Source organism: Halobaculum sp. P14, assembly GCF_051195155.1.
Taxonomy (GTDB): Archaea; Halobacteriota; Halobacteria; order Halobacteriales; family Haloferacaceae; genus JBNTKA01.
In genome coordinates this window covers 303,665-321,813 of sequence record NZ_JBNTKB010000003.1, presented here as the reverse complement: position 1 = coordinate 321,813, position 18,149 = coordinate 303,665, and the positions used below count along the sequence as shown (strand labels likewise).

General features: G+C 70.7%; 22 protein-coding genes and 1 pseudogene. 10 read left to right on the top strand and 13 right to left on the bottom strand.

What is annotated here, in order from left to right; genetic code table 11:
• Nucleotides 1-92: 92 nt before the first annotated feature.
• The 4 genes from ACQUS7_RS08640 to ACQUS7_RS08625 form a co-directional block, all read right to left on the bottom strand.
• The gene (locus ACQUS7_RS08640; RefSeq protein WP_435146361.1) at nt 93-518 is read right to left on the bottom strand and encodes a metal-dependent transcriptional regulator; all 426 of its coding nucleotides are present in this window, start codon (nt 516-518) and stop codon (nt 93-95) included.
• A gap of 92 nt (nt 519-610) precedes the next feature.
• Complete coding sequence (locus ACQUS7_RS08635) at nt 611-922, bottom strand: cupin domain-containing protein (protein ID WP_435129857.1); 312 nt, start codon at nt 920-922, stop codon at nt 611-613.
• Nucleotides 923-1,129: 207 nt separating this feature from the next.
• On the bottom strand, nt 1,130-2,494 hold the full coding sequence (locus tag ACQUS7_RS08630) for a hypothetical protein (protein ID WP_435146360.1): 1,365 nt from the start codon (nt 2,492-2,494) through the stop codon (nt 1,130-1,132).
• An 88-nt stretch (nt 2,495-2,582) separates the two neighbouring features.
• Nucleotides 2,583-2,888: a hypothetical protein gene (locus ACQUS7_RS08625; protein WP_435129863.1), complete on the bottom strand. Its 306-nt coding sequence runs from the start codon at nt 2,886-2,888 to the stop codon at nt 2,583-2,585.
• Between the two features lie 88 nt (nt 2,889-2,976).
• Between ACQUS7_RS08625 and ACQUS7_RS08620 the strand changes: the two genes are divergently transcribed.
• Together ACQUS7_RS08620 and ACQUS7_RS08615 are read left to right on the top strand one after the other, a co-directional pair.
• Nucleotides 2,977-3,276: an Htur_1727 family rSAM-partnered candidate RiPP gene (locus ACQUS7_RS08620; protein ID WP_435146359.1), complete on the top strand. Its 300-nt coding sequence runs from the start codon at nt 2,977-2,979 to the stop codon at nt 3,274-3,276.
• Nucleotides 3,273-4,481 (top strand): TIGR04347 family pseudo-SAM/SPASM protein, encoded by a 1,209-nt coding sequence (locus tag ACQUS7_RS08615; RefSeq protein WP_435146357.1) that lies wholly within the window; start codon nt 3,273-3,275, stop codon nt 4,479-4,481. The genes ACQUS7_RS08620 and ACQUS7_RS08615 overlap by 4 nt, the downstream gene beginning before the upstream one ends.
• 106 nt (nt 4,482-4,587) lie before the next feature.
• Here the strand turns inward: ACQUS7_RS08615 and ACQUS7_RS08610 are convergent, their stop codons facing one another.
• On the bottom strand, nt 4,588-5,130 hold the full coding sequence (locus tag ACQUS7_RS08610; RefSeq protein WP_435129872.1) for a halocyanin domain-containing protein: 543 nt from the start codon (nt 5,128-5,130) through the stop codon (nt 4,588-4,590).
• 157 nt (nt 5,131-5,287) lie between these two features.
• Nucleotides 5,288-6,454: a TIGR04053 family radical SAM/SPASM domain-containing protein gene (locus ACQUS7_RS08605; protein ID WP_435146355.1), complete on the bottom strand. Its 1,167-nt coding sequence runs from the start codon at nt 6,452-6,454 to the stop codon at nt 5,288-5,290.
• A gap of 252 nt (nt 6,455-6,706) precedes the next feature.
• On the opposite strand from ACQUS7_RS08605, the gene ACQUS7_RS08600 reads away from it, so the two are divergent.
• Entirely contained in the window at nt 6,707-6,970 is a 264-nt protein-coding gene (locus ACQUS7_RS08600) for a DUF2249 domain-containing protein (RefSeq protein WP_435129878.1), read from the top strand.
• Nucleotides 6,971-7,052: 82 nt separating this feature from the next.
• Here the strand turns inward: ACQUS7_RS08600 and ACQUS7_RS08595 are convergent, their stop codons facing one another.
• Nucleotides 7,053-7,286 carry a DUF2249 domain-containing protein gene (locus tag ACQUS7_RS08595; RefSeq protein ID WP_435146353.1) on the bottom strand — a complete coding sequence of 78 codons (234 nt, stop codon included), beginning with the start codon at nt 7,284-7,286 and terminating at the stop codon, nt 7,053-7,055.
• 53 nt (nt 7,287-7,339) lie between these two features.
• Nucleotides 7,340-7,654, bottom strand: coding sequence for a DUF2249 domain-containing protein (locus ACQUS7_RS08590; protein WP_435146351.1), 315 nt, complete (start codon nt 7,652-7,654; stop codon nt 7,340-7,342).
• A gap of 138 nt (nt 7,655-7,792) precedes the next feature.
• Here ACQUS7_RS08590 and ACQUS7_RS08585 point away from each other — a divergent pair, with 138 nt between their 5' ends.
• The 5 genes and pseudogenes from ACQUS7_RS08585 to ACQUS7_RS08565 form a co-directional block, all read left to right on the top strand.
• The gene (locus tag ACQUS7_RS08585; protein WP_435146349.1) at nt 7,793-8,449 is read left to right on the top strand and encodes a helix-turn-helix domain-containing protein; all 657 of its coding nucleotides are present in this window, start codon (nt 7,793-7,795) and stop codon (nt 8,447-8,449) included.
• 149 nt (nt 8,450-8,598) lie between these two features.
• Nucleotides 8,599-8,973 carry a helix-turn-helix domain-containing protein gene (locus tag ACQUS7_RS08580; protein ID WP_435146408.1) on the top strand — a complete coding sequence of 125 codons (375 nt, stop codon included), beginning with the start codon at nt 8,599-8,601 and terminating at the stop codon, nt 8,971-8,973.
• Nucleotides 8,970-9,248: a DUF7521 family protein gene (locus ACQUS7_RS08575; protein WP_435146347.1), complete on the top strand. Its 279-nt coding sequence runs from the start codon at nt 8,970-8,972 to the stop codon at nt 9,246-9,248. Before ACQUS7_RS08580 ends, ACQUS7_RS08575 begins: the two co-directional genes overlap by 4 nt.
• Nucleotides 9,249-9,392: 144 nt before the next feature.
• Nucleotides 9,393-10,493, top strand: coding sequence for a copper-containing nitrite reductase (nirK, locus tag ACQUS7_RS08570; protein WP_435129891.1), 1,101 nt, complete (start codon nt 9,393-9,395; stop codon nt 10,491-10,493).
• Between the two features lie 78 nt (nt 10,494-10,571).
• A pseudogene (locus ACQUS7_RS08565) lies at nt 10,572-10,844 on the top strand (ATP-binding protein); the annotation flags it as partial.
• A 23-nt stretch (nt 10,845-10,867) separates the two neighbouring features.
• On the opposite strand, the gene ACQUS7_RS08560 reads toward ACQUS7_RS08565, so the two are convergent.
• The 4 genes from ACQUS7_RS08560 to ACQUS7_RS08545 are packed head-to-tail and all read right to left on the bottom strand — an operon-like array spanning nt 10,868 to nt 14,125.
• The gene (locus ACQUS7_RS08560) at nt 10,868-11,047 is read right to left on the bottom strand and encodes a hypothetical protein (RefSeq protein ID WP_435129897.1); all 180 of its coding nucleotides are present in this window, start codon (nt 11,045-11,047) and stop codon (nt 10,868-10,870) included.
• Nucleotides 11,044-11,856, bottom strand: a complete 813-nt coding sequence (locus tag ACQUS7_RS08555; RefSeq protein ID WP_435129900.1) for a DUF7260 family protein — start codon at nt 11,854-11,856, stop codon at nt 11,044-11,046. Before ACQUS7_RS08555 ends, ACQUS7_RS08560 begins: the two co-directional genes overlap by 4 nt.
• Nucleotides 11,853-12,857 (bottom strand): DUF7551 domain-containing protein, encoded by a 1,005-nt coding sequence (locus tag ACQUS7_RS08550; protein WP_435146345.1) that lies wholly within the window; start codon nt 12,855-12,857, stop codon nt 11,853-11,855. The genes ACQUS7_RS08555 and ACQUS7_RS08550 overlap by 4 nt, the downstream gene beginning before the upstream one ends.
• Before the next feature lie 35 nt (nt 12,858-12,892).
• Complete coding sequence (locus tag ACQUS7_RS08545; protein ID WP_435146343.1) at nt 12,893-14,125, bottom strand: ABC transporter substrate-binding protein; 1,233 nt, start codon at nt 14,123-14,125, stop codon at nt 12,893-12,895.
• Between the two features lie 240 nt (nt 14,126-14,365).
• On the opposite strand from ACQUS7_RS08545, the gene ACQUS7_RS08540 reads away from it, so the two are divergent.
• Nucleotides 14,366-15,517 (top strand): methionine synthase, encoded by a 1,152-nt coding sequence (locus ACQUS7_RS08540; RefSeq protein ID WP_435146341.1) that lies wholly within the window; start codon nt 14,366-14,368, stop codon nt 15,515-15,517.
• 156 nt (nt 15,518-15,673) lie between these two features.
• Nucleotides 15,674-16,399, top strand: coding sequence for a molybdenum cofactor guanylyltransferase (locus tag ACQUS7_RS08535; protein ID WP_435146339.1), 726 nt, complete (start codon nt 15,674-15,676; stop codon nt 16,397-16,399).
• 51 nt (nt 16,400-16,450) lie between these two features.
• Here ACQUS7_RS08535 and ACQUS7_RS08530 read toward each other — a convergent pair whose 3' ends face one another.
• Nucleotides 16,451-18,094: a SufS family cysteine desulfurase gene (locus tag ACQUS7_RS08530; protein WP_435146337.1), complete on the bottom strand. Its 1,644-nt coding sequence runs from the start codon at nt 18,092-18,094 to the stop codon at nt 16,451-16,453.
• Nucleotides 18,095-18,149: the final 55 nt, after the last annotated feature.

The window sequence follows — 18,149 nt, the reverse complement described above, 5'->3', positions numbered from 1 at the left end:
GAAGCCAGCGAGAACTGTGACAACGGGACGGGTCGGGCGGCCGTTCCGCGCCAGTCGCGGCTTAGCCCGAGTCACTCGCCGGTCAGCCCGCCTCAGTCGCCGTCCGCTCCCGCGAGGTCGGTGAGGCGGTCGAGGCCCTGTTTCGGGAGCGTGTAGCCGATGCGGTAGGCGGTGCGGTCGTCGAGCGTGAGGTCGAGTCGTTCGGCGAAGAAGACGCGGACGGACCACTGCCGCCAGGCGAGTTCGCGGGCCACGGTCTCGCCGCGGCCCGTGAGCCTGGCGCCGCGGTACTTCTCGTAGGCGACGAGCCCTTCGGAGTCGAGCCGGTTCAGCATCTCGGTGACGCTGGCGGGCTGGACGCCGAGCGCGTCGCTGACGTCGCCGGTCGTGACGCTGTGGTCGGCGCCGACGCCGAGCCGGTAGACGGCGACGAGGTACCGACCAGGGTGCCGGTCGACGCAGTGGTCCGGGTGGGTGGCCGCGCAGAACCCCTCGAACGGTGATTGAGCTGCTGCCATCGGTCGTCCACGTCTCGGTGCGCCAGCCGGGAGTAGTTCGTCCCGAACCGCTTCGGGTCGGCGGCGCGCCGCGGCCGGAGCGCCCGGCGCGGTTACTCGTCGCCGGACTCCGCCGGTGCGAACACGATGACCGCGGTGCTCGGTTCGAGCGCGTGCGGCGAAATCTCTCGGTCGCCGCTGAATCGGGCGAGCGCTCCCGGCTCGACGTGATGCGTCTCGTCGTCGAGCGTCAGTTCGAGGCGGCCCGAGAGGAGGTGCAGGACGATGTCGGTCCCCGGGTGGGTGTGCGGCGGGACGCGGTCGCCCGCGTCGAGCGCCAGCCGGACGGTTCGGGGCCGTCGGTCGTCGAACACCTCGGCGTGGGGCGTCTTCTCCAGGTCGTCGAGCGTCGTGAATTCAGGCATCGGTGTCGTTGAGCTTCGTCTGTGGAAACGAGTGTATCCGTAGTCGGACGGGCTATCGGGAGTCGGACGGGCTATCGGGAGTTGGACGGGCTGTTGGAAACGGCTCGTCTTCGGTTGGCGCGCGATTCCGGTTTCAGGATTCGTCGGCGCGGACGTGAGCGTTCGGCCGAACTGGTTCGGGTCGCGTTCGGCGTCGACGCGCCGAACTCAGTCCGACGGCTCCGCGGACTCGTCCGGCCGCGTCTCGGACGAGTCGACCGACCTGCCGAGCAGGATGCCGGCAACCGAAGCGGGGCTGTGCGTCCGGATGACCGAGAGGAGGTTTGCGACGAACAGCGCCGACCCGGCCAGGACGAGGACGCCGCCGGCAGCCGCGACGGCCGCCGGGAGGCCGAGCAGGTCGGCCGCGACGAGCAGCGCGGTTCCGGCGACGAAACAGCCGAGGTCCGCGGCGGCGACCCAGCCGCTGTAGAGGTCGTCGATCATCGGGACGGCCTCGTAGCCGAGCAGGTCGCTGTACCGGTGCACCCAGACGATGAACGGGACGACGTGGTAGAGCGTCCCGAGGACGACGAAGCCGACGGCGCCGACGACGAACAGGTGGACGGTTCCGGGCGCGCCGAACAGCGCCGCCGGGGCGAGCGGGTCGGCGACCCAGGCCGGGAGCGCGAGCGCGGCCCAGGCGGCGAACCCGGCGGTCGCGACGGCGTACCGCGAGAGCATCGGCGTCCAGTCGACCTGCGTTTCAAGCAGGCGCCGGCCGAGAATCACGGTGAACGCCGCGAGGGCGGCGACGAGCAGCACCGCGCCGACCCGTGCGAGCAGCACCGAGTCGACCAGCCGCCCGACTGCGAGGAGTGCGACGCCGGCGGGGTAGCCGGCCTCCTCGACGCGGCGGAGCGGGACGTCGACGCCGTGGAGCGAGGTCTGCGTGAACATCGTCGCGAGCTGGTAGAGCGCGCCGAGAACCGTCGTCGTGACGGCGCCGAACACGGCGAGGGTGACGTGCGCGGAGACGACGTCGGCGCGGGTGACCGGGAGGCCCGCGAACGCCGGGCGGACGAAGTCGACGGCGAGCAGGAACCCGAGGAGCGTGACGAGGAGGAAGAACCCGAGCGCGACGCCGAAGTGTCGCTCGGTGACGTCGTAGGGGGCCTGCGGGAGGAGCGTGCGCCCGACGTTGTAGACGAACGTCCAGAAGCCGACCAGCATGGCGGCGGCGAACACGGGCGCCGACGCCAGGGTCGCCGTGAACAGGTTGGTCGCGAACCCGGCCAGGCCGCCGGAGACGAGCCAGAGCTGGGCTGTCGCGAGGCGCTCGGAGTGGAGCGCGGCCCCGGACCAGACGGGGACGAACTGCGTCATCGCGCCCATGATCGTGAGACAGACCCAGCCGGCGAGCAGGAGGTGGACGTGCGCGAGCGTCCCCAGCCCGGATGTTCCGCCGACGGCCGCCACCGCACCGGCGACGACGCCCGCGAGCAGGAACCCTGTTCCGACGACGAAGTGCCGGAGCGGTACCGTCATCGGCGGCTGTCGAGCCGTGTCGACCTCTCCCGGAACGACGCTCATACCGGGACCGACGGCGGCCAGCGACCTGCCGGTACTCCCGAACACGTTCGGGCGGCCGGGGGCCGGCCGGCCGCGGCGCGCGGAGCGGTCACTCCGCGCCGACGGTTCCGTGTTCGTCGCGGCTCCGGACGTCGACGAATCGGTGCCGGGTACCGCCGCCGACAGCGCCAACGCTGGACGGGTCCGACGAGGCGGTTCCGTACACCTCGTTGCAGCCGCGGAGGCCGTTTGCGGCGAGCGTCTCCCGGACGTCGTCGGGAAGCCGCTCCCCGTCCGCGAGGTCGACGACGAACAGCCGGTCGGTGAAGCTCTTGGCGAGCCACGCGTCCGCGACCGCTGGGTGTTCACACACCGTCTCGGTCAGGCGTCGGAGTTCGGTTTCTCGGGTCGGCATCCGTTCGTCGTCGCGGCGCGACCGGCACCAACGCGGCGCCGAACATCATCGGGGAAACCGTGTTTCGCTCGGGCGCCGCAGTTCCGGTATGGTCGAGAAACCGGAGCGGTTCCGCGTCGGCGACCAGCCGCGCGACGCCGTCGAACGGGAGTGGGAAGTGTTCGTCCGGGACGAAGAGTCGGAGCCGGTCCGCCACGTCGGCAGCATCTCCGCGCCGTCCGACGACGTCGCCTACGAGCGGGCGACGAAGCTGTTCGCGTGGTACGCGGCCGACGTCTGGCTGTGTCCCGCCGACGCCGTCTCGCGGTACTCGACGCACGCGCTCGACGACGACGCCGAACCGGCGACCGTCGCGACCGGCGAGGAAGACCGCAGCTACGACGCATGATTTCGGTCAGTAAACTGCTCTGCGGCGTCGGCGCCGAGGGGGACGGCCTGCGGTACGACGCCGCCGACGAGTCGTCGAAGCCGCAGATAGCGGAGCGGAAGCAGCGCCGCCCGGTCGTGGTCTGGAACCTCACGAAGCAGTGCAACCTCTACTGTTCGCACTGCTACGCGGCCGCCGACACCGGCACCGCGCCGGGCGAACTCAGCACCGCCGAAGGCAAACGGCTGCTCGACGACCTCGCGGCGTACGGCGTCCCGGTGGTGCTGTTCTCCGGCGGCGAACCGCTGGTCCGCGACGACCTCACCGAACTGGTGCGGTACGCCGCCGACAGCGGCATCCGGCCGGTGCTGTCGACGAACGGGACGCTCATCACCCGCGAAAAGGCGCGGGAACTCCGTGACGCCGGCCTCAAGTACGCCGGCGTCTCCGTCGACGGCCTGCCGGAGCGAAACGACGAGTTCCGCGGGCAGGACGGCGCGTTCGACGCCGCCGTCCGCGGCATCCGCGCCTGCCTCGACGTCGGCCTCAAGACGGGGCTGCGGTACACCATCACGGAGCGGAACGCGGCGGACCTCCGCGGCGTCGTCGACCTGCTCGCCGAGGAGGGCGTCAACCGGTTCTGCTTTTACCACCTCGACTACGGCGGCCGCGGCGCCGACATCGCCGACGCCGACCTGTCGCCCGCGGCGAAGCGCGACGCCGTGAAGCGGCTCTGCGACCTGACCCGGGCGTACCACGACGACGGCGAGGAGATCGAGACGCTGCTCGTCGGCAACTACGCGGACGCGGCGTACCTCGTCGAGTACGCCCGCCGCAACATGGGCGCGGACGCCGCCGAGCGCGTCGCCGACTACCTCCGCCGGAACGGCGGCGACCCGACCGGCGAGCGCGTCGCCGACGTGGACTACCAGGGGAACGTCCACCTCACCCAGTTCTGGCAGGGGTACAGCCTCGGCAACGTCCGCGACCGGCCGTTCGGCGCCATCTGGGAGGACGAGTCGAACCCGCTGCTGGCGCGGCTGCGCGAGCGCACCGACCACCTGACCGGTCGCTGCGGCCGCTGTCAGTACCAGTCCATCTGCCGCGGCGCCTCCCGGCTCCGCGCGCTCGCCACGCACGACGACCTGTTCGCGCCCGACCCGCAGTGCTACCTCACCGAGGACGAAATCAGCGGCCCCGCGGCGTCGACGCCGAACGCGGACTGACCGCGGACCGAACGCAGACTGACCGCGGACCGAACGCAGACTGACCGCGGACTCGTCGACGCGCGACGCCCGACCTGAAAAAAAAAAGACCCCGATTCCGGGACGGCTACTTCACGACGACGGCGCCTTTCATCCCCATCGCCTTGTGCGGCTCGCAGTAGTACTTGTACGTCCCCGTCGCGTCGAAGGTGTGTTCGAACGTCGCGCCCTGCTCGTTCAGCAGGTCGCTCTCGAATCCGCCGTCGACGTCGACGACGTTGTGCATGCTCCCCTTCCCGGTCCACTTCCAGACGACGGTGGTGCCCGGCGAGACCGCGACCGCGGCCGGCGCGAACGCGTACGCGCCGCCGTTCCCCTCCGCGCCGACCGTCACGGTCACGGAGTCCGAGCCGGTCTCGTCGACGACGCCGTCGTAGTTCCCGACGTTGTCGAACCACCCGCCGAACCCCTTCGTTCCGCCGCCGCTCGACGAATCGGTCGGTTCGGGGGACTGCGTCGGAGTCGACGTGGACGACCCGCCGGACTGCCCGGCGGCGGACGACCCGGCGCTGCCGCCGCTGGTGCAGCCGGCGAGCGCCGCGCCCAGCAGAGACGCCCCGGTGGCTTTCAGCACGGTACGGCGACCGACTGCCTGCTCGTCTGGTGCCATCTCAGTCGGACGTAGCCAGCCGAACGCCACGGCGGTTCCCCCGAAGGTGTTCGGGGACTGATTCGGAAACTGAGAACGACCGCGAACGCCCCGGAGCGGACCCACCGTGACCGCGTCGGCGACGTCGCACGACGGGAGCGGCCGGTAGTGGTGTCGGTCAGTCCGCGGAGGGCGCGTCGGCGCCGAACGACTGGTCGGGGAGCGGGCCGGCGTAGCCGTCCGGGACGTACGCACAGAGCGGGTCGGCCGCGAGCGGGTCGCCCGTGTACGCGTACGCCCGGGACCGGCTGCCGCCGCAGACGTGGCGGTACTCGCAGGCGCCGCACTTCCCGCCGAGCGCGTCGGGGTCGCGCAGCGATTCGAACAGGGCTGCGTCCCGGTAGACGTCGACGACGCCGTCGTCGCGGACGTTTCCGGCGGCCTCCGGGAGGAACCCGGACGGGTAGACGTCGCCGACGTGGCTCACGAACGCGAAGCCGTTGCCGGCGGTGATTCCGAGTCTGCGACCGATTCCGTCCGGCGACGGCCCCCCGCTCGGCCCGGCGTCGCCGTCCGCGTCGTCTGCGGTGCCGGCGGCGCGGTCGTCGCCGTCTGCGTGGGCGCCGCCGGAGAGCGCGACGCGTCGGTAGTGCGGTGCCTCCGTCGTCTTGACGCCGAACGGGGCGTCGTCGGCGACGTCGCACAGCCACTCCATGACGCGCTCGGCGCGCTCGGGGGACACCGGGTCGAGGACCCGGCCGCGGCCGACCGGGACGAGGAAGAAGACGGACCACAGGACTGCGCCGAGGTCGGCGACCAGGTCCCGTATCGCCGGCAGTTCGTCGACCGTCTCGGCGCACACCGTCGTGTTGACCTGGAGCGGCAGGCCGGCGTCCCGCGTCGCGCGCGCGGCCCGCATCGTCTGTTCGAAGCTCCCGCGTTCCTGCCGGAACTCGTCGTGTGCGGCTGCGGAGCCGCCGTCGATGCTGAGCGCCATCCGCCGGAGCCCGGCGTCGGCGAGCGCCCGGATCCGGTCCGGGGTCAGCGACGCGGTGCCGCTCGGCGTCAGCGTCATCCGGAGGCCGGCGTCGGTGCCGTACTCGACCAGGTCGGCGGTGTCGTCGCGGGCGAGCGGGTCGCCGCCCGACAGGACGACGAGCTGGCCGTCGCCGAACTCGGACGCGTCGTCGAGCAGCCGTTTCCCCTCGGCGGTGGTCAGTTCGTCGGGGTGTCGGCGCGGCTGCGCGTCCGCCCGGCAGTGCTTGCAGGCGAGCCCGCAGGCCTGCGTGACCTCCCAGATGAGGACGAACGGCCGCCGGTCGGCGTCTATCGCTCCGGGCTTCATCGGTCCCGGTCGGACCGCGCGTCGTTCTCGCCGTTCTGGCCGGCGGCTTCACGGACCGAGTGGTGGGCAGCGGTGGTTGTCATCGGCGTGGAATTCGGTCGGTGGCACGGAAAGCCGCCTGCCGAACGTGTTCGCGGCGTGCGTCGCCGGCCGAGGGCGAGTCGCGCTCGGCGACGAGCGCGGCGCGAACAACCCGGGCGGGCGAACATCTTCGGCGGAACCGTCTGGGTCGGCGGCCACCGACGCCTCGGTATGGTCGACGTCTCGGAAGCGGTCGACGCGAGCGACGCACCGCCGGGTCAGACCCGGGAGACGCTGGACGTCCGGGAGCTACCGCCGCCGCAGCCGCTGCAGCGGACGCTCGAACGGTGCGCCGAACTGGACGAAGACGCGGCGCTCGTCCAGCTGAACGACCGGGCGCCCCAGCACCTGTACCCGCGGCTCTCCGACCGCGGCTTCGAGTACGACACCGTCGAAGCGGCCGACGCCGTGGTGACGGTTATCTGGCGCGGATAGCGCCGGACGACCGCCGCAGAACAGTCCGACGAAGTGTTTTTGGGCGCCGGGACGGGCGACTGATTCGGAGCGCCGCGACGAACTACTGTTTCGGGAACGTCGCGACGAACTCGTTCGGACTTCGCTGCTCGACCGTGTAGCCCTCGGCGTCGAACGATTCAACTTCGGCCTGCATCTCGTAGAACAGCGGCTTCGGCTCGTGGTCGTTGATGAGCACCAGCGACTCACCGCTTTCGAGGTCGGCGAACGCGTCGTGGATTTTCGGGTGACGGTCGGACGGCGGAATCTCGCGGACGTCGAGTGTCGTTTCCGGCATGCACTGTCACGTAGCGCCTACCCGTCCCAGTACGTTGCTCCGAACATGTTCGCTCACGCGTGCGTAATCGTGACTTTCCACTCCTCGGGGCCGCACTGGGTCGTCTCGTAGGTGAAGCCGCGGCGCTCGACGACGCCGTACAGCGGCTCGGGCTCGAAACTGTTGTACAGCACGAGCGTCCCGTCGGCCGGGAGGTCGTCGAGCGCGGCCATAATCGGACCGAACGGCTCGCCGTCTATCTCCCGCGCGTCGAGTTCCCGTCGCTTCGAGTCGCTCGCCGGCTCCGTCTCCGGCGGCGTGGTCGCTCCCTCACCGGTGTGCTGCTCCGATTCGGCCTGTCGTCCGGGTTCGGCGCTGTCGCCGTGCATATCCGTACGCTCGGGGGAAGCGGCCATACTCGTTGTGCCGATGGTGTTCGCCCGTCCGTCCGGTAAGCGGCGGCGCTGTCCGAACATGTTCGGGAACATTGATTGGTGTGTGGGCCGAATACGTTCGCACGAACACCGATGCCACAGGCCAATCTGACCATCACGATTCCGGAGGGCGTCTGGGTCGGCGACGTGTCGCGGTCGTACCCCGACGCGGCCATCCGCATCCTGGCCGCGCTGACCGGCGACGACGCCGGCGTCGGGCTGGCGGAGATTACGGCCGCCGACCTCCGCGACATCGTCGCCGACATCCAGTCGGACGAGACGGTGACCGAACTCGAAATCCTCCAGCAGTACGAGGACACGGTGCTGCTGCAGTTCGAGACGACGATGCCGCTGCTGCTGCTCCCGGTGCAAGACTCCGGGGTGCCGCTGTCGATGCCGTTCACGATCCGTGACGGGCAGGCCGAGTGGGAGATCACGGCGCCCCAACACCGGCTCTCCGAACTCGCCACGCAGCTGGACCAGTTCGGCATCCCGTTCACCGTCAACGAGGTCCACCAGCACATTGAGCCGGAACAGCTGCTCACCGACCGGCAGCTCCGGCTGCTCACCTCCGCCGTCGAGAACGGCTACTACGACACGCCGCGCGGCTGCTCGCTGACGGAGCTCGCGGAGACGCTCGACCTCGCGAAGTCGACGTGCAGCGAGACGCTGCACCGCGCCGAGGAGCGCGTCGTCAAGCAGTTCATCGAGGACCTTGACGAGACCTCGGTCGAGACGCAGCCCGCATGACCGCGCTGTCCACCGCCGCCGGCCGCGGCGAGCGGCGGCGGCAGATGACCGCCCGTACACGCAGACCATGGACCTACCCGCCCACGACGACCGACCCGCCGTCAGCACGCCTCGAACCGCCGAACCACGCCGCTGCGTACTCAGCACCGATGGGGCGTGACCCGTTCGCGCCCGAGGAGCCGTCGCTGCAGGACGTCCTCGACGCGCTCGACGACCCGGACTGCCGCGCCGTCATCGAGCGGCTCGACGAGCCGATGACGGTCGCGGAGCTCGCCGAGGCGTCGGGCATCCCGAAGTCGACGCTGTACCGGAAACTCGACCTGCTGTCTGAGGCCGGGCTGGTCGAAGAGCAGCTGGACGTCCGCGCCGACGGCCGGCACACCAAGCGGTTCGTCGTCGACTTCGAGGAGGTACGGGTGTCGCTCGGCGAGGACAACGCCATCGAACTCGGCGTCGAACGCCGGGACAGGACCCCCGAAGAGCGGCTGTCGGAGCTCTGGTCGGAGGTGCGGAAGGAGACATGACGCCCGAGCTCACCTCCATGGTCGCCGTCCTGAAGACGCTGACGCTGATACTCGGCGGCTCCATCACGTTCTACGCGTTCAAGGCATCTCGGCGGACCGGGTCGTCCGCGCTCCGCGCGCTGGCGTTCGGCTTCGGCGCCGTCACGCTCGGCGCGCTGCTCGCCGGCGTCGTCGACCAGCTCCTCCCGCTCGACCCGCAGCTCGCGCTCGTCGTCGAGAGCCTGTTCACCACCGTCGGCTTCGGCATCATCCTCTACTCGCTGTACGTCGACTGACGGCCGACGGCGACGCTGCGAACCCCTCGAACCCCCTACTTAAACCCGGGGCGGAATATCTTCGGCGGCGTCGCGAGCCGGTGAGAATCCGCTCCCCGGTTGAAGGTGGAGTCCCCGCAACGTCCGCCTGTGAGGTGACCGCCAATGTTAACGAACTCGCGGCGACGCGTCCTGCAGTGGCTCGGACTCGGTGGTGCAGCGTCACTGGCCGGCTGTAACACCGCAGCATCCCCCGCGACGGAGTCGACGACGGACCAGGCCGCGACGACCACGACGACGGCGGCGACGACCGACCAGGTCGCCGCCGACCCGACCGACGTCCCCGACCCGGTCGACTGGACCGAGCCGAAACACCACGACGTCACGCTCGAAGTGAAAGAGGTCACCGCGGAGGTCGAACCCGGCGTGACCTTCGACTACATGACCTTCGACGGGCAGATTCCGGGGCCGATGATTCGGGTCCGGGAGGGCGACACCGTGTCGTTCACCCTGGAGAACCCGCCGGAGAACGACATGCCGCACAACGTCGACATGCACGCCGTCTACGGCACCGGCGGCGGCAGCGTCGCGACCACCGCGGCGCCCGGCGAGGAGAACGCCGAGCGGTTCACGGCGACGTACCCCGGCGCGTACATCTACCACTGCGCCGTCCCGAACCTGGACTACCACGTGTCCGCCGGCATGTTCGGGATGATTCTGGTCGAGCCGAAGGAGGGGCTCCCGTCCGTCGACCGGGAGTTCTACGTCGGCCAGCACGAACTGTACACCGACAAGCCCACCGGGAAGAAGGGCCACCACGGCTTCGACTTCGCGGCGATGAAGCGCGAAGACCCGACGTACGTCCTGCTCAACGGCGAGAAGTACGCGTGGGCGGCGGCGAACCGCGGGCCGCTCGAAGCCAGCGTCGGTGAGACCGCGCGGGTGTTCATGGTGACCGGCGGCCCGAACCTCCAGTCGAACTTCCACCCCATCGGCAACGTCTGGTCGGAGTGCTACCCGAACGGGTCGCTGAGCATGGAGCCGCACGGTAACGTCCAGACGCAGGTGGTGCCGCCGGGCAGCGCCATGGTCGGCACCATGGAGTTCCCGGTGCCGGAACGCATCAAACTCGTCGACCACGCGCTCTCGCGGGTCGCCCGGAAGGGGATGCTCGCCGAAATCGACGTCACCGGCGAGAAGAACACCGACGTCTTCGACCCCGAAGTCGACGGCGCCGACGAAGGCCCGCTGTACGGCGACGGCTAAACCGAACCGCACCGACCCGCATTTTTCTCGGCGGCGACCGCCTGGAGACGGCGTTCCAGGAGGTGCTCGAAAAACGGCGTCGAACACGGCGGCGGCGACGTGACCGTCGAAATCGAGACCGCGGCGTCGACGGACGAGGTGACGGTCACGGTCACCGACCGAGGCCCCGGGTTCCCGGAGCTTCAGCGCGAACTCGTCCACGAGAACCGAGCCGAGAGCCCCCTGGAGCACGGAAACGGGCTGGGGCTGTGGCTCGCGCGCTGGATTACCGAGTCGTACGGCGGCACGCTCCGACTCCCGGAGACGCCCGACGGCGCGACCGTCGAGTTCACGCTCGACGGCCGCCGCTGAGCCACCGCAGTGCGCGACGCCGCTCATCGGTGCGACGACGAGTCCGGCCCGGCATCGTTGCTGTCGGGGCTCGCGTCGTCGCTGTCGAGGCTCGTATCGTCGCCGTCTCCGTGCGGCGCCGCGTCGTCCGCCGTGCCGACGAGCGCCGCGTACACGGCTGCCCAGAGCCGGCCGCGCCGGCTGCGGCGTCCGTCCGGGTTCATACGCGGCGGACGAGGTGCGCACGGACGGCACGCTGTGCGTCCAGACAGACGTCGAGCAGCCGCGTGCACGTCGCCAGAACCGGGAACTCCACGGGGAGGTCGGCGTAGAGGTACGACGCGAGCGCCCGGTGGCTGATGCCGGTGCCGGCGCCGCGGTTCGTCGCCGCGGCGAGGAACGACTGGCGGTCGCAGAGCGCCCCCTCACACCGATTCCGGTGTGCCGCGAGCCGCTCGTGGCGGTCGCGGAGCGCGTCGAATCCGAGCGCAGACAGCGGCGTCTCCTCGGCGTCGACGAGCCAGTCCGCGACGTCGGCGACGACGGTTTCGGCGTCGCGGAGCGCGTCGGTTTCCGCCGCCAGCGCCGCGTCCATCACCGAGAGTTCGGCTCGCCGGTCGGCGCTCGCCGCCCGAACCGCCCGCTTCGTTTCCGCGGTGAACTGGCCGGCGGTGTGCGGCGCGAGCGTCGCCGCGAGCTCCGCGCCGAGTTCGGACCGCATCGTCTCCACCAGCGGCTCCGGGTCGTCGACGTCGGCGGTGCTGCACGGACGGACGGTTTCGGCGAACGCCTCGCGCACCGCCTCGCACCGGTCCTCGGCTCGGCCCGGTCCGCCTGCAGCCGTCGCCGTCGCCGCGGTGAATCCGTCGGTGGCCGAAGCGTTGCCCGGCCGGGGGCCGCCGGTCGGCGAGCGGCACGGCGTCTCGCGGACCGTGCGCTCGAACGACTCGTACGCCTCGGTCTTGTCGGCGACGTGGTCCTGTTCGCGCCGAACGCGGTCGAGCGCCTGCTGGACGTGCGTCTCGACGCTCACTCCGCGGACACCTCCGGCGCGCTGACCAGCCCCGCCGGCGCGTCGTCGTCGCCGAGCGCGAGCCTGAAATTCCACGTCGGCGCGGCGGCGCCGGGGTCGAGACACCGGGCGTCCGAAATCGACGGCGTCGCCTCCGGCCGTCGGCGGAGCAGTTCGACCGCGAGCGGCAGCGTCGCGAGCCTGCGGGTCGACCGGCCGAGTTCGTACCCCGACAGCGTCACGGTCCACGAGTCGGCGTCCTGCCCCTCGGTCCCCGACGGGTCGACGGTGTATTCGGCTGCGAGCGCGACGCCGCAGAGCCGTTCGAGCGCGTCCCCGAGCGGGCTGTCGGTCTCGGTCGGCGGCGGGAGGCGCGCGGCGGCGTCCCGGAGCACCGCCGCCTGCGCCGCCGCGTCCAGCCGGCCGGCGAGTTCGCCGGTCAGGCTGTCCAGCAGTTCGAGGCAGAGTTCGTCGGGGTTCTCGGCCGACTCGGCGCGGTCGAGGTACGCGTCCATCACCGCGTCCTCGACGCCGTCGTGGTCCGACTCGGCGACCGTCTCGAACACGGCGGCCGCGATGGTGTGACAGAAGTCGACGAACGACGACCGGTCGGCGCCCGACTCCCGGGCAGCGTTCGGGTACAGATTCGCGTCCGGGTCGCCCGAGCGGGTCCCGCCGACCCGCGTCGACTCGGCGCCCCGGGCTGAATCGGTCCGGTAGCGGTCGCGCCACGCCGAGTCCCGAGCGGCGTTCGTCGCGGACTGCACGACGGACTCGTCGTCGGGGTCCTGACAGACGATGACGTCGTAGTACGGCAGGTGCGGGTCGTAGCGGCGGAGCGTCGCGCGGTACTGCTCGGTCGCCTGCGCGGCCGCCCGCGCCGTTCCGCGGCTGTCGAACCGGAGGCCGTCGGCCGGGACGGGCCGGTCGCCGAACCGGCCGCAGACCAGGTAGTACTCGCCAGACGGCGTCGCCAGCATCTCGATGTGCGCGCGGATGTCCCCGAGCGTCGTTCCGATCATGGATGTGTCGTTGCTTCGGCTCGTGTATCGGTGCGCTACCAGTCGCCGGTGATGACGTCGGCGACCCGCTGTCGGTCGAACAACTGCTCCTCCGCCGGGATTTCCGGGTACGGGCCGGACTCGTAGGTCGGCCACTCGCCGAACTGGGACGGGAACACCTGTTTCGCGGTCATCTCCAGTTGGAACAGGTTCAGAATCGGCCCCTGGTAGCGGGCGCCCTGGGCGTACACGCGGTCGTTCTGGACGGCCGAGAGCTGCTGGCCGACCGGGTCGTCTTCGAGCGCCTCTCTGATGGCTGCCATGTCGGTTCCGGGGTGCATGCCGCCGAGCGAGAGGATGACGTCGGGGTCGGCTTCGAGCAGCGCCTCCATGTCGACCTGGTCGCCGGAGGAGACGTCGTCGCCGAAGGCGTCCCGGAGCCCGAACGGCCGGACGTGCGCGGTGAGGAAGCCGGGCGCGTCGACGTTGTAGACGTACGGCTCCGTCGGCGTGCTGAATCCGCCCATGACGACGGTCGGCCGGTCCGCTTCGGCCGGCAGCTCCGCCTCGATGGTGGCGAGCAGGTCGTCGTGAATCGCGGCGAGCGCGTCGTACCGGTCCCGCTCGCGGAACACCTGCGCGACCTTCTCGAACTGCTCCCAGAGCGTGTAGTACTCGTACCGGTCGGCGTACTCGTCGGGCGGCGCGGTGTGCCGGTGGCTGAAGTGGTTGCCGAACCACGGCGAGACGTTCTCGCGTATCTCCGCGATGTCGGCCTGACTCCAGCCGTCGAGCGCGAACACGCTCGCCGGGTCCGCGAGGTGGACGTCGCTGTCGAGCTCGTACAGCTTCTCCTTGCTCGGCCGCCACGACGAGTACAGCCCGGACCAGTCGAGCGTGACGCCGTCGAGCCGCGGCGTGAACTGGTTCCACAGCGCGTCGTAGTAGTCGGGGGCGTGCATCGCGTTCACGTCGTTGCCGCGGCCGAGCGCGAACGCCATCCCGGCGAGATGCGTCAGTCGCGTGAACACGGTCTTCGGGACGGATTCGAACTCCACCTCGCCCATCGGCGCCATCGAGACGGTGTAAGAGCCGTCGGAGTCGGACTGCGGCGTCGGCGAGTCGGTCGCGGTATCGGCGTTCGTCGCCGTCGCGGATTCCGTCGGCGACGAACCGGCGTCGGCGCTGTCCGTACAGCCGGCGAGGAGGCCGCCGGCGACGACGGCGCCGCCGTACTTGACGTACTCGCGGCGCGTCGGCGAGTCGTGTCGTGCGTCGTCTCGTGCCATGCGGATTAGGCTTGCCTAAACACACAAAGCCGTTTCGGTTTTTAGGTTCGCCGAAATCGTGGAGTCGTCACGGAGCACCGCCCGAGGGCGAACACGTCCGGTTGAAGTTCGGTCGGAACGCCGGCCGAGAGCAGTGTTCGCTCGAACCGGCGCACAATTACTAACGGGCATAGAATATCGAGGATATACAACCAAAAGTCATATTAGCGGCGCCGGGGTCGATTCAGGTACGAGCGACACATGGCACACGACACCGACGGATTACTGACGACGCACATCGGAAGTCTGCCGCGACCCCCCGAGCTTCGCGAACTCCTGAAACAGCGGGACGCCGGCGAGGACGTCGACCCGGACGAGTGGGAGCGGGCGGTCGTCGACGCCACCGAGGCCGTCATCGAACGGCAGGCGGACGTCGGCCTCGACGTCATCAACAACGGGGAGCAGCCGCGGGTCTCGTTCAACTGGTACGTCGCGAACCGGCTGTCGGGCATCGGCGGCAGCCGCGAGGCGCCGCTGTGGGACGACCTGCAGGACTACCCGGAGTACGCCGAAACCGAGTTCAAGACCGACGCCATCGACCTGCGGAGCCAGCCCGCCGTCGTCGACCAGGTGGAGTACGTCGGCCGCGATGACGCCGAACAGGAGGTGGAGACGTTCTTCGACCTGCTCGACGAGACCGGCGTCGACTACGAGGACACGTTCATCACGGCCGCCTCCCCCGGCATCGCGGCGACGTCGCTGACGAACGAGCACTACGACTCTCACCGCGAGTTCGTGTTCGCCCTCGCCGACGCGCTCCGCGAGGAGTACGAACTCGTCGCCGACACCGGGGCGACGCTCCAACTCGACGCGCCGGAGCTACTCGCGTCCGGCCACCGCGGCCCGCAGGACAAGTCGCTCGACACCCTGAAGGGCATCATTCGGCTCCACGTCGACGCCCTGAACGAGGCCGTCAGCGACATCCCGGCCGACCAGCTCCGGCTGCACACCTGCTGGGGGAGCTACGAGGGGCCCCACCACCGCGACGTCGAACTGGTCGACGTGCTCCCGGAGCTGTACGACCTCGACGTCGGCGGCATCAGCATCGAGCAGGCGAACCCGCGCCACCAACACGAGTACCGGGCGTTCGCCGAACACCCGCTGCCGGACGGCTGGGACCTACTGCCCGGCGTCGTCGACGTGAAGACGAACGTCATCGAGCACCCGGAGACGGTCGCGGACAGACTGGAGCGCGTCGCCGACGCCGTCGGCGACCCGACCCGCGTCGTCGCCGCCCCGGACTGCGGCTTCGACACGCAGGCCGGGCTGGCGATGGTCGACCCCGAAATCGCGTGGGCGAAACTGGAATCGCTCGTCGACGGCGCCGAACTCGCCAGCGACCGGCTGTTCTGACGCGGCCACCCCGCCGCTTTCTCTCTGGACGACGAGCACGACGCTCCGACCGCTCGGTCGACGCCGCGACCGGTCGGTCCAGGTCCCGACTGGTGCGCGAGCACCCGGCTCGTCCGCGGCGAGGACTTATCCACCGGCGCGGACTACCCCGATTCGATGCGTGGACCGGCCGTCCGCGGCGTCGTGCTCGCCGGCGGGGACAGCACCAGGTTCGGAGCGGCGGACAAGGCGCTCGCCGAGGTCGACGGGGCGGCGATGATTCGGCGCGTCGCCGACGCGGTCGGTGACGCCACCGGCAGCACGCCGCTCGTCTCCGCCGGCGACGACCCCGGGCCGGCGTACCGGGCCGCGCTCCCGGACGCCGGTTTCGTCTCCGACCACGCCGCGTTCGTCGGGCCGCTCGCCGGCGTCGCGGGGGCGGCCCGCGAGGCCGACGCGACGTGGCTCGTCGTCGCCGCCTGCGACATGCCGCGGGTCGACGCCCGAACAGTTCGGTGGCTCGTCGACCGGTGCGAAGGCGGAGAGCCGGGCGCAGACGCGGACGCAGCCGCAGACACACACGCGGCCGCGAACGACGACGCGGACGCCGTCGTTCCGGTCGACGCCGACGGCGTGGCGCAGCCGCTGTTCGCCTGCTACCGGCGAGACAGCCTGGTTCGGGCGCTCGAAGGAGTCCCGCGGACTGCCGGGCCGCGCGCCCTCCTCGACTCGCTCGCCGCCGCGGTCGTGACGCCCGCGGACGCCCCCGACGGCGTCTCGCTCGACGCCGCGCTCGCGAACGTCAACACGGCCGCAGACCTCGACGGCCTCGACAGCAGCGGCTGCCAGCACAGCGGCGGCGACGACAGCGACGACGACAGCGACGACGACGGGGAACGCTGAACGTCGTCCGAAAACCGGGGGACGCCGGGACGCGGGTTCGGTCTACGGCGGCTACGCCGACCGGGTCGGAGTGGCGCCGTCGGCGTCGGCGTCGAGGTACTCGCGGGCCGCCTCCCGGATGACGTCCTCGGGGCCGACGACGCACTCGCGCCGGAGGTCCGGGAACTGGCCTTCCAGCATCCGGACGACTTCGCCCTCCATGTCGGCGGCGTCGGCGACGGTTCTGCCCTCCAGGTACTCCGTGATGAGGCTCGCGACCGCGCGGCTCACCGCGCAGCTCTGGCTCTCGAAGGCGAGCGCCTCGATGGTGCCGTCGTCGCCGATTTCGACGTGGAACTCGCCTTCGTCGCCGCAGGACGTCTCCTCGGATGACTTCACGAGCGTCGGCTCGGCGAGCCCGCCGCTGTTCCGCGGCTCGTGGTGGTGTTCGTCGACCAGGTCGTGGTACCGGTCCGAGGCGAGCGCGTCGTCGACTTTCGCCGGTGCGTCGACGAGCGCGTCGAGCAGCCGGTCGATCTCGTCCGTCGTGTTGTAGACGTAAAACGACGCCCGGACGGAGCCGGGGATGTCGAGCCGGTCGTGCAGCGGCTGGGTGCAGTGGTCGCCGGCGCGGACGGCGATGCCGCGGTCGTCGAGCAGCGACGAGACGTCGTGGCCGTGGACGCCGTCGACGTTAAACGACACCAGCCCGGTGCGTTCCTCGCCCGCCGGCGGACCGTAGGTCACGACGTCGTCGCGCTCGGAGAGCCGGTCGAGCGCGTACTGCGCGAGCCGGTCTTCGTGTTCGCGGACCCAGTCCATGCCGAGGTCGTCGAGGTAGTCGACGGCGGCGGCGAGCGCGATGGCCTCCGCAATCGGCGGCGTCCCGGCCTCGAACTTCCACGGCAGCCCGTTCCACGTCGACCGGTCGAACGTGACGTGCTGAATCATCTCGCCGCCGTACAGGAACGGTTCCATCTCGGCCAGCAGGTCGCGGCGGCCGTACAGCCCGCCGATGCCGGTCGGCCCCGCCATCTTGTGGCCGGAGAACGTGAAGAAGTCGGCGCCCATCGCTTCGACGTCGACCGGCCGCGTCGGCGCCGACTGCGCGCCGTCGACCAGCAGCACGGCGCCGGCGTCGTGGGCGAGCTCCGCGAACGTCTCGACGGGGTTGACGGTGCCGAGGACGTTCGAGACGTGCGGCACCGCCACCAGTTCTGTGTCGCCGTCGACGAGCGACTTCGCGTGCTCGACGTCGAGGTGGCCGGTGTCGGTGACGCGGACGAACCGGAGTTCCGCGCCGGTCCGCTCGGCGACCTGCTGCCACGTGACGAGCGACGCGTGGTGCTCCATCTCCGTCGTGACGATGACGTCGTCGGGGCCGAACTCCGGGAGCGCGAGGCCGTGTGCGACGAGGTTGATGCTCTCGGTGGTGTTCCGCGTGAACACCATCTCCTCGCGGCCGCCGGAGGCGCCGACGAACGCGGCGAGCCGGTCGTGGGCGGCCTCGTACGCGACGGACGCCCGGTGGCTCAGCTCGTGGATGCCGCGGTGGACGTTGGCGTTGTAGCCGGCGTAGTACTCCTCGAAGACGTCGTACACCTGCCGCGGCGTCTGGGTCGTCGCGGCGTTGTCGAGGTACGTCAGCGGATGCCCGTTGACGTCCTGGTCGAGAATCGGGAAATCGTCGCGGACAGCGGAGACGTCCGGGGACATACAGCCTGCAAGCCCTCCGACGGGCTTAACAGTTCCCCGACCGCTCAGCCGTGAG

What these genes read in the sequence shown, in the direction of transcription:
- ACQUS7_RS08580 (WP_435146408.1), top strand. Translation starts at nt 8,599, where the DNA reads ATGGGGCGTGACCCGTTCGCGCCCGAGGAGCCGTCGCTGCAGGACGTC.
- ACQUS7_RS08615 (WP_435146357.1), top strand. Translation starts at nt 3,273, where the DNA reads ATGATTTCGGTCAGTAAACTGCTCTGCGGCGTCGGCGCCGAGGGGGAC.
- ACQUS7_RS08545 (WP_435146343.1), bottom strand. Translation starts at nt 14,125, where the DNA reads ATGGCACGAGACGACGCACGACACGACTCGCCGACGCGCCGCGAGTAC.
- ACQUS7_RS08605 (WP_435146355.1), bottom strand. Translation starts at nt 6,454, where the DNA reads ATGAAGCCCGGAGCGATAGACGCCGACCGGCGGCCGTTCGTCCTCATC.
- nirK (WP_435129891.1), top strand. Translation starts at nt 9,393, where the DNA reads ATGTTAACGAACTCGCGGCGACGCGTCCTGCAGTGGCTCGGACTCGGT.
- ACQUS7_RS08550 (WP_435146345.1), bottom strand. Translation starts at nt 12,857, where the DNA reads ATGATCGGAACGACGCTCGGGGACATCCGCGCGCACATCGAGATGCTG.
- ACQUS7_RS08575 (WP_435146347.1), top strand. Translation starts at nt 8,970, where the DNA reads ATGACGCCCGAGCTCACCTCCATGGTCGCCGTCCTGAAGACGCTGACG.
- ACQUS7_RS08640 (WP_435146361.1), bottom strand. Translation starts at nt 518, where the DNA reads ATGGCAGCAGCTCAATCACCGTTCGAGGGGTTCTGCGCGGCCACCCAC.
- ACQUS7_RS08635 (WP_435129857.1), bottom strand. Translation starts at nt 922, where the DNA reads ATGCCTGAATTCACGACGCTCGACGACCTGGAGAAGACGCCCCACGCC.
- ACQUS7_RS08540 (WP_435146341.1), top strand. Translation starts at nt 14,366, where the DNA reads ATGGCACACGACACCGACGGATTACTGACGACGCACATCGGAAGTCTG.
- ACQUS7_RS08600 (WP_435129878.1), top strand. Translation starts at nt 6,707, where the DNA reads ATGGTCGACGTCTCGGAAGCGGTCGACGCGAGCGACGCACCGCCGGGT.
- ACQUS7_RS08590 (WP_435146351.1), bottom strand. Translation starts at nt 7,654, where the DNA reads ATGCACGGCGACAGCGCCGAACCCGGACGACAGGCCGAATCGGAGCAG.
- ACQUS7_RS08560 (WP_435129897.1), bottom strand. Translation starts at nt 11,047, where the DNA reads ATGAACCCGGACGGACGCCGCAGCCGGCGCGGCCGGCTCTGGGCAGCC.
- ACQUS7_RS08620 (WP_435146359.1), top strand. Translation starts at nt 2,977, where the DNA reads ATGGTCGAGAAACCGGAGCGGTTCCGCGTCGGCGACCAGCCGCGCGAC.
- ACQUS7_RS08585 (WP_435146349.1), top strand. Translation starts at nt 7,793, where the DNA reads ATGCCACAGGCCAATCTGACCATCACGATTCCGGAGGGCGTCTGGGTC.
- ACQUS7_RS08630 (WP_435146360.1), bottom strand. Translation starts at nt 2,494, where the DNA reads ATGAGCGTCGTTCCGGGAGAGGTCGACACGGCTCGACAGCCGCCGATG.
- ACQUS7_RS08595 (WP_435146353.1), bottom strand. Translation starts at nt 7,286, where the DNA reads ATGCCGGAAACGACACTCGACGTCCGCGAGATTCCGCCGTCCGACCGT.
- ACQUS7_RS08530 (WP_435146337.1), bottom strand. Translation starts at nt 18,094, where the DNA reads ATGTCCCCGGACGTCTCCGCTGTCCGCGACGATTTCCCGATTCTCGAC.
- ACQUS7_RS08535 (WP_435146339.1), top strand. Translation starts at nt 15,674, where the DNA reads ATGCGTGGACCGGCCGTCCGCGGCGTCGTGCTCGCCGGCGGGGACAGC.
- ACQUS7_RS08610 (WP_435129872.1), bottom strand. Translation starts at nt 5,130, where the DNA reads ATGGCACCAGACGAGCAGGCAGTCGGTCGCCGTACCGTGCTGAAAGCC.
- ACQUS7_RS08625 (WP_435129863.1), bottom strand. Translation starts at nt 2,888, where the DNA reads ATGCCGACCCGAGAAACCGAACTCCGACGCCTGACCGAGACGGTGTGT.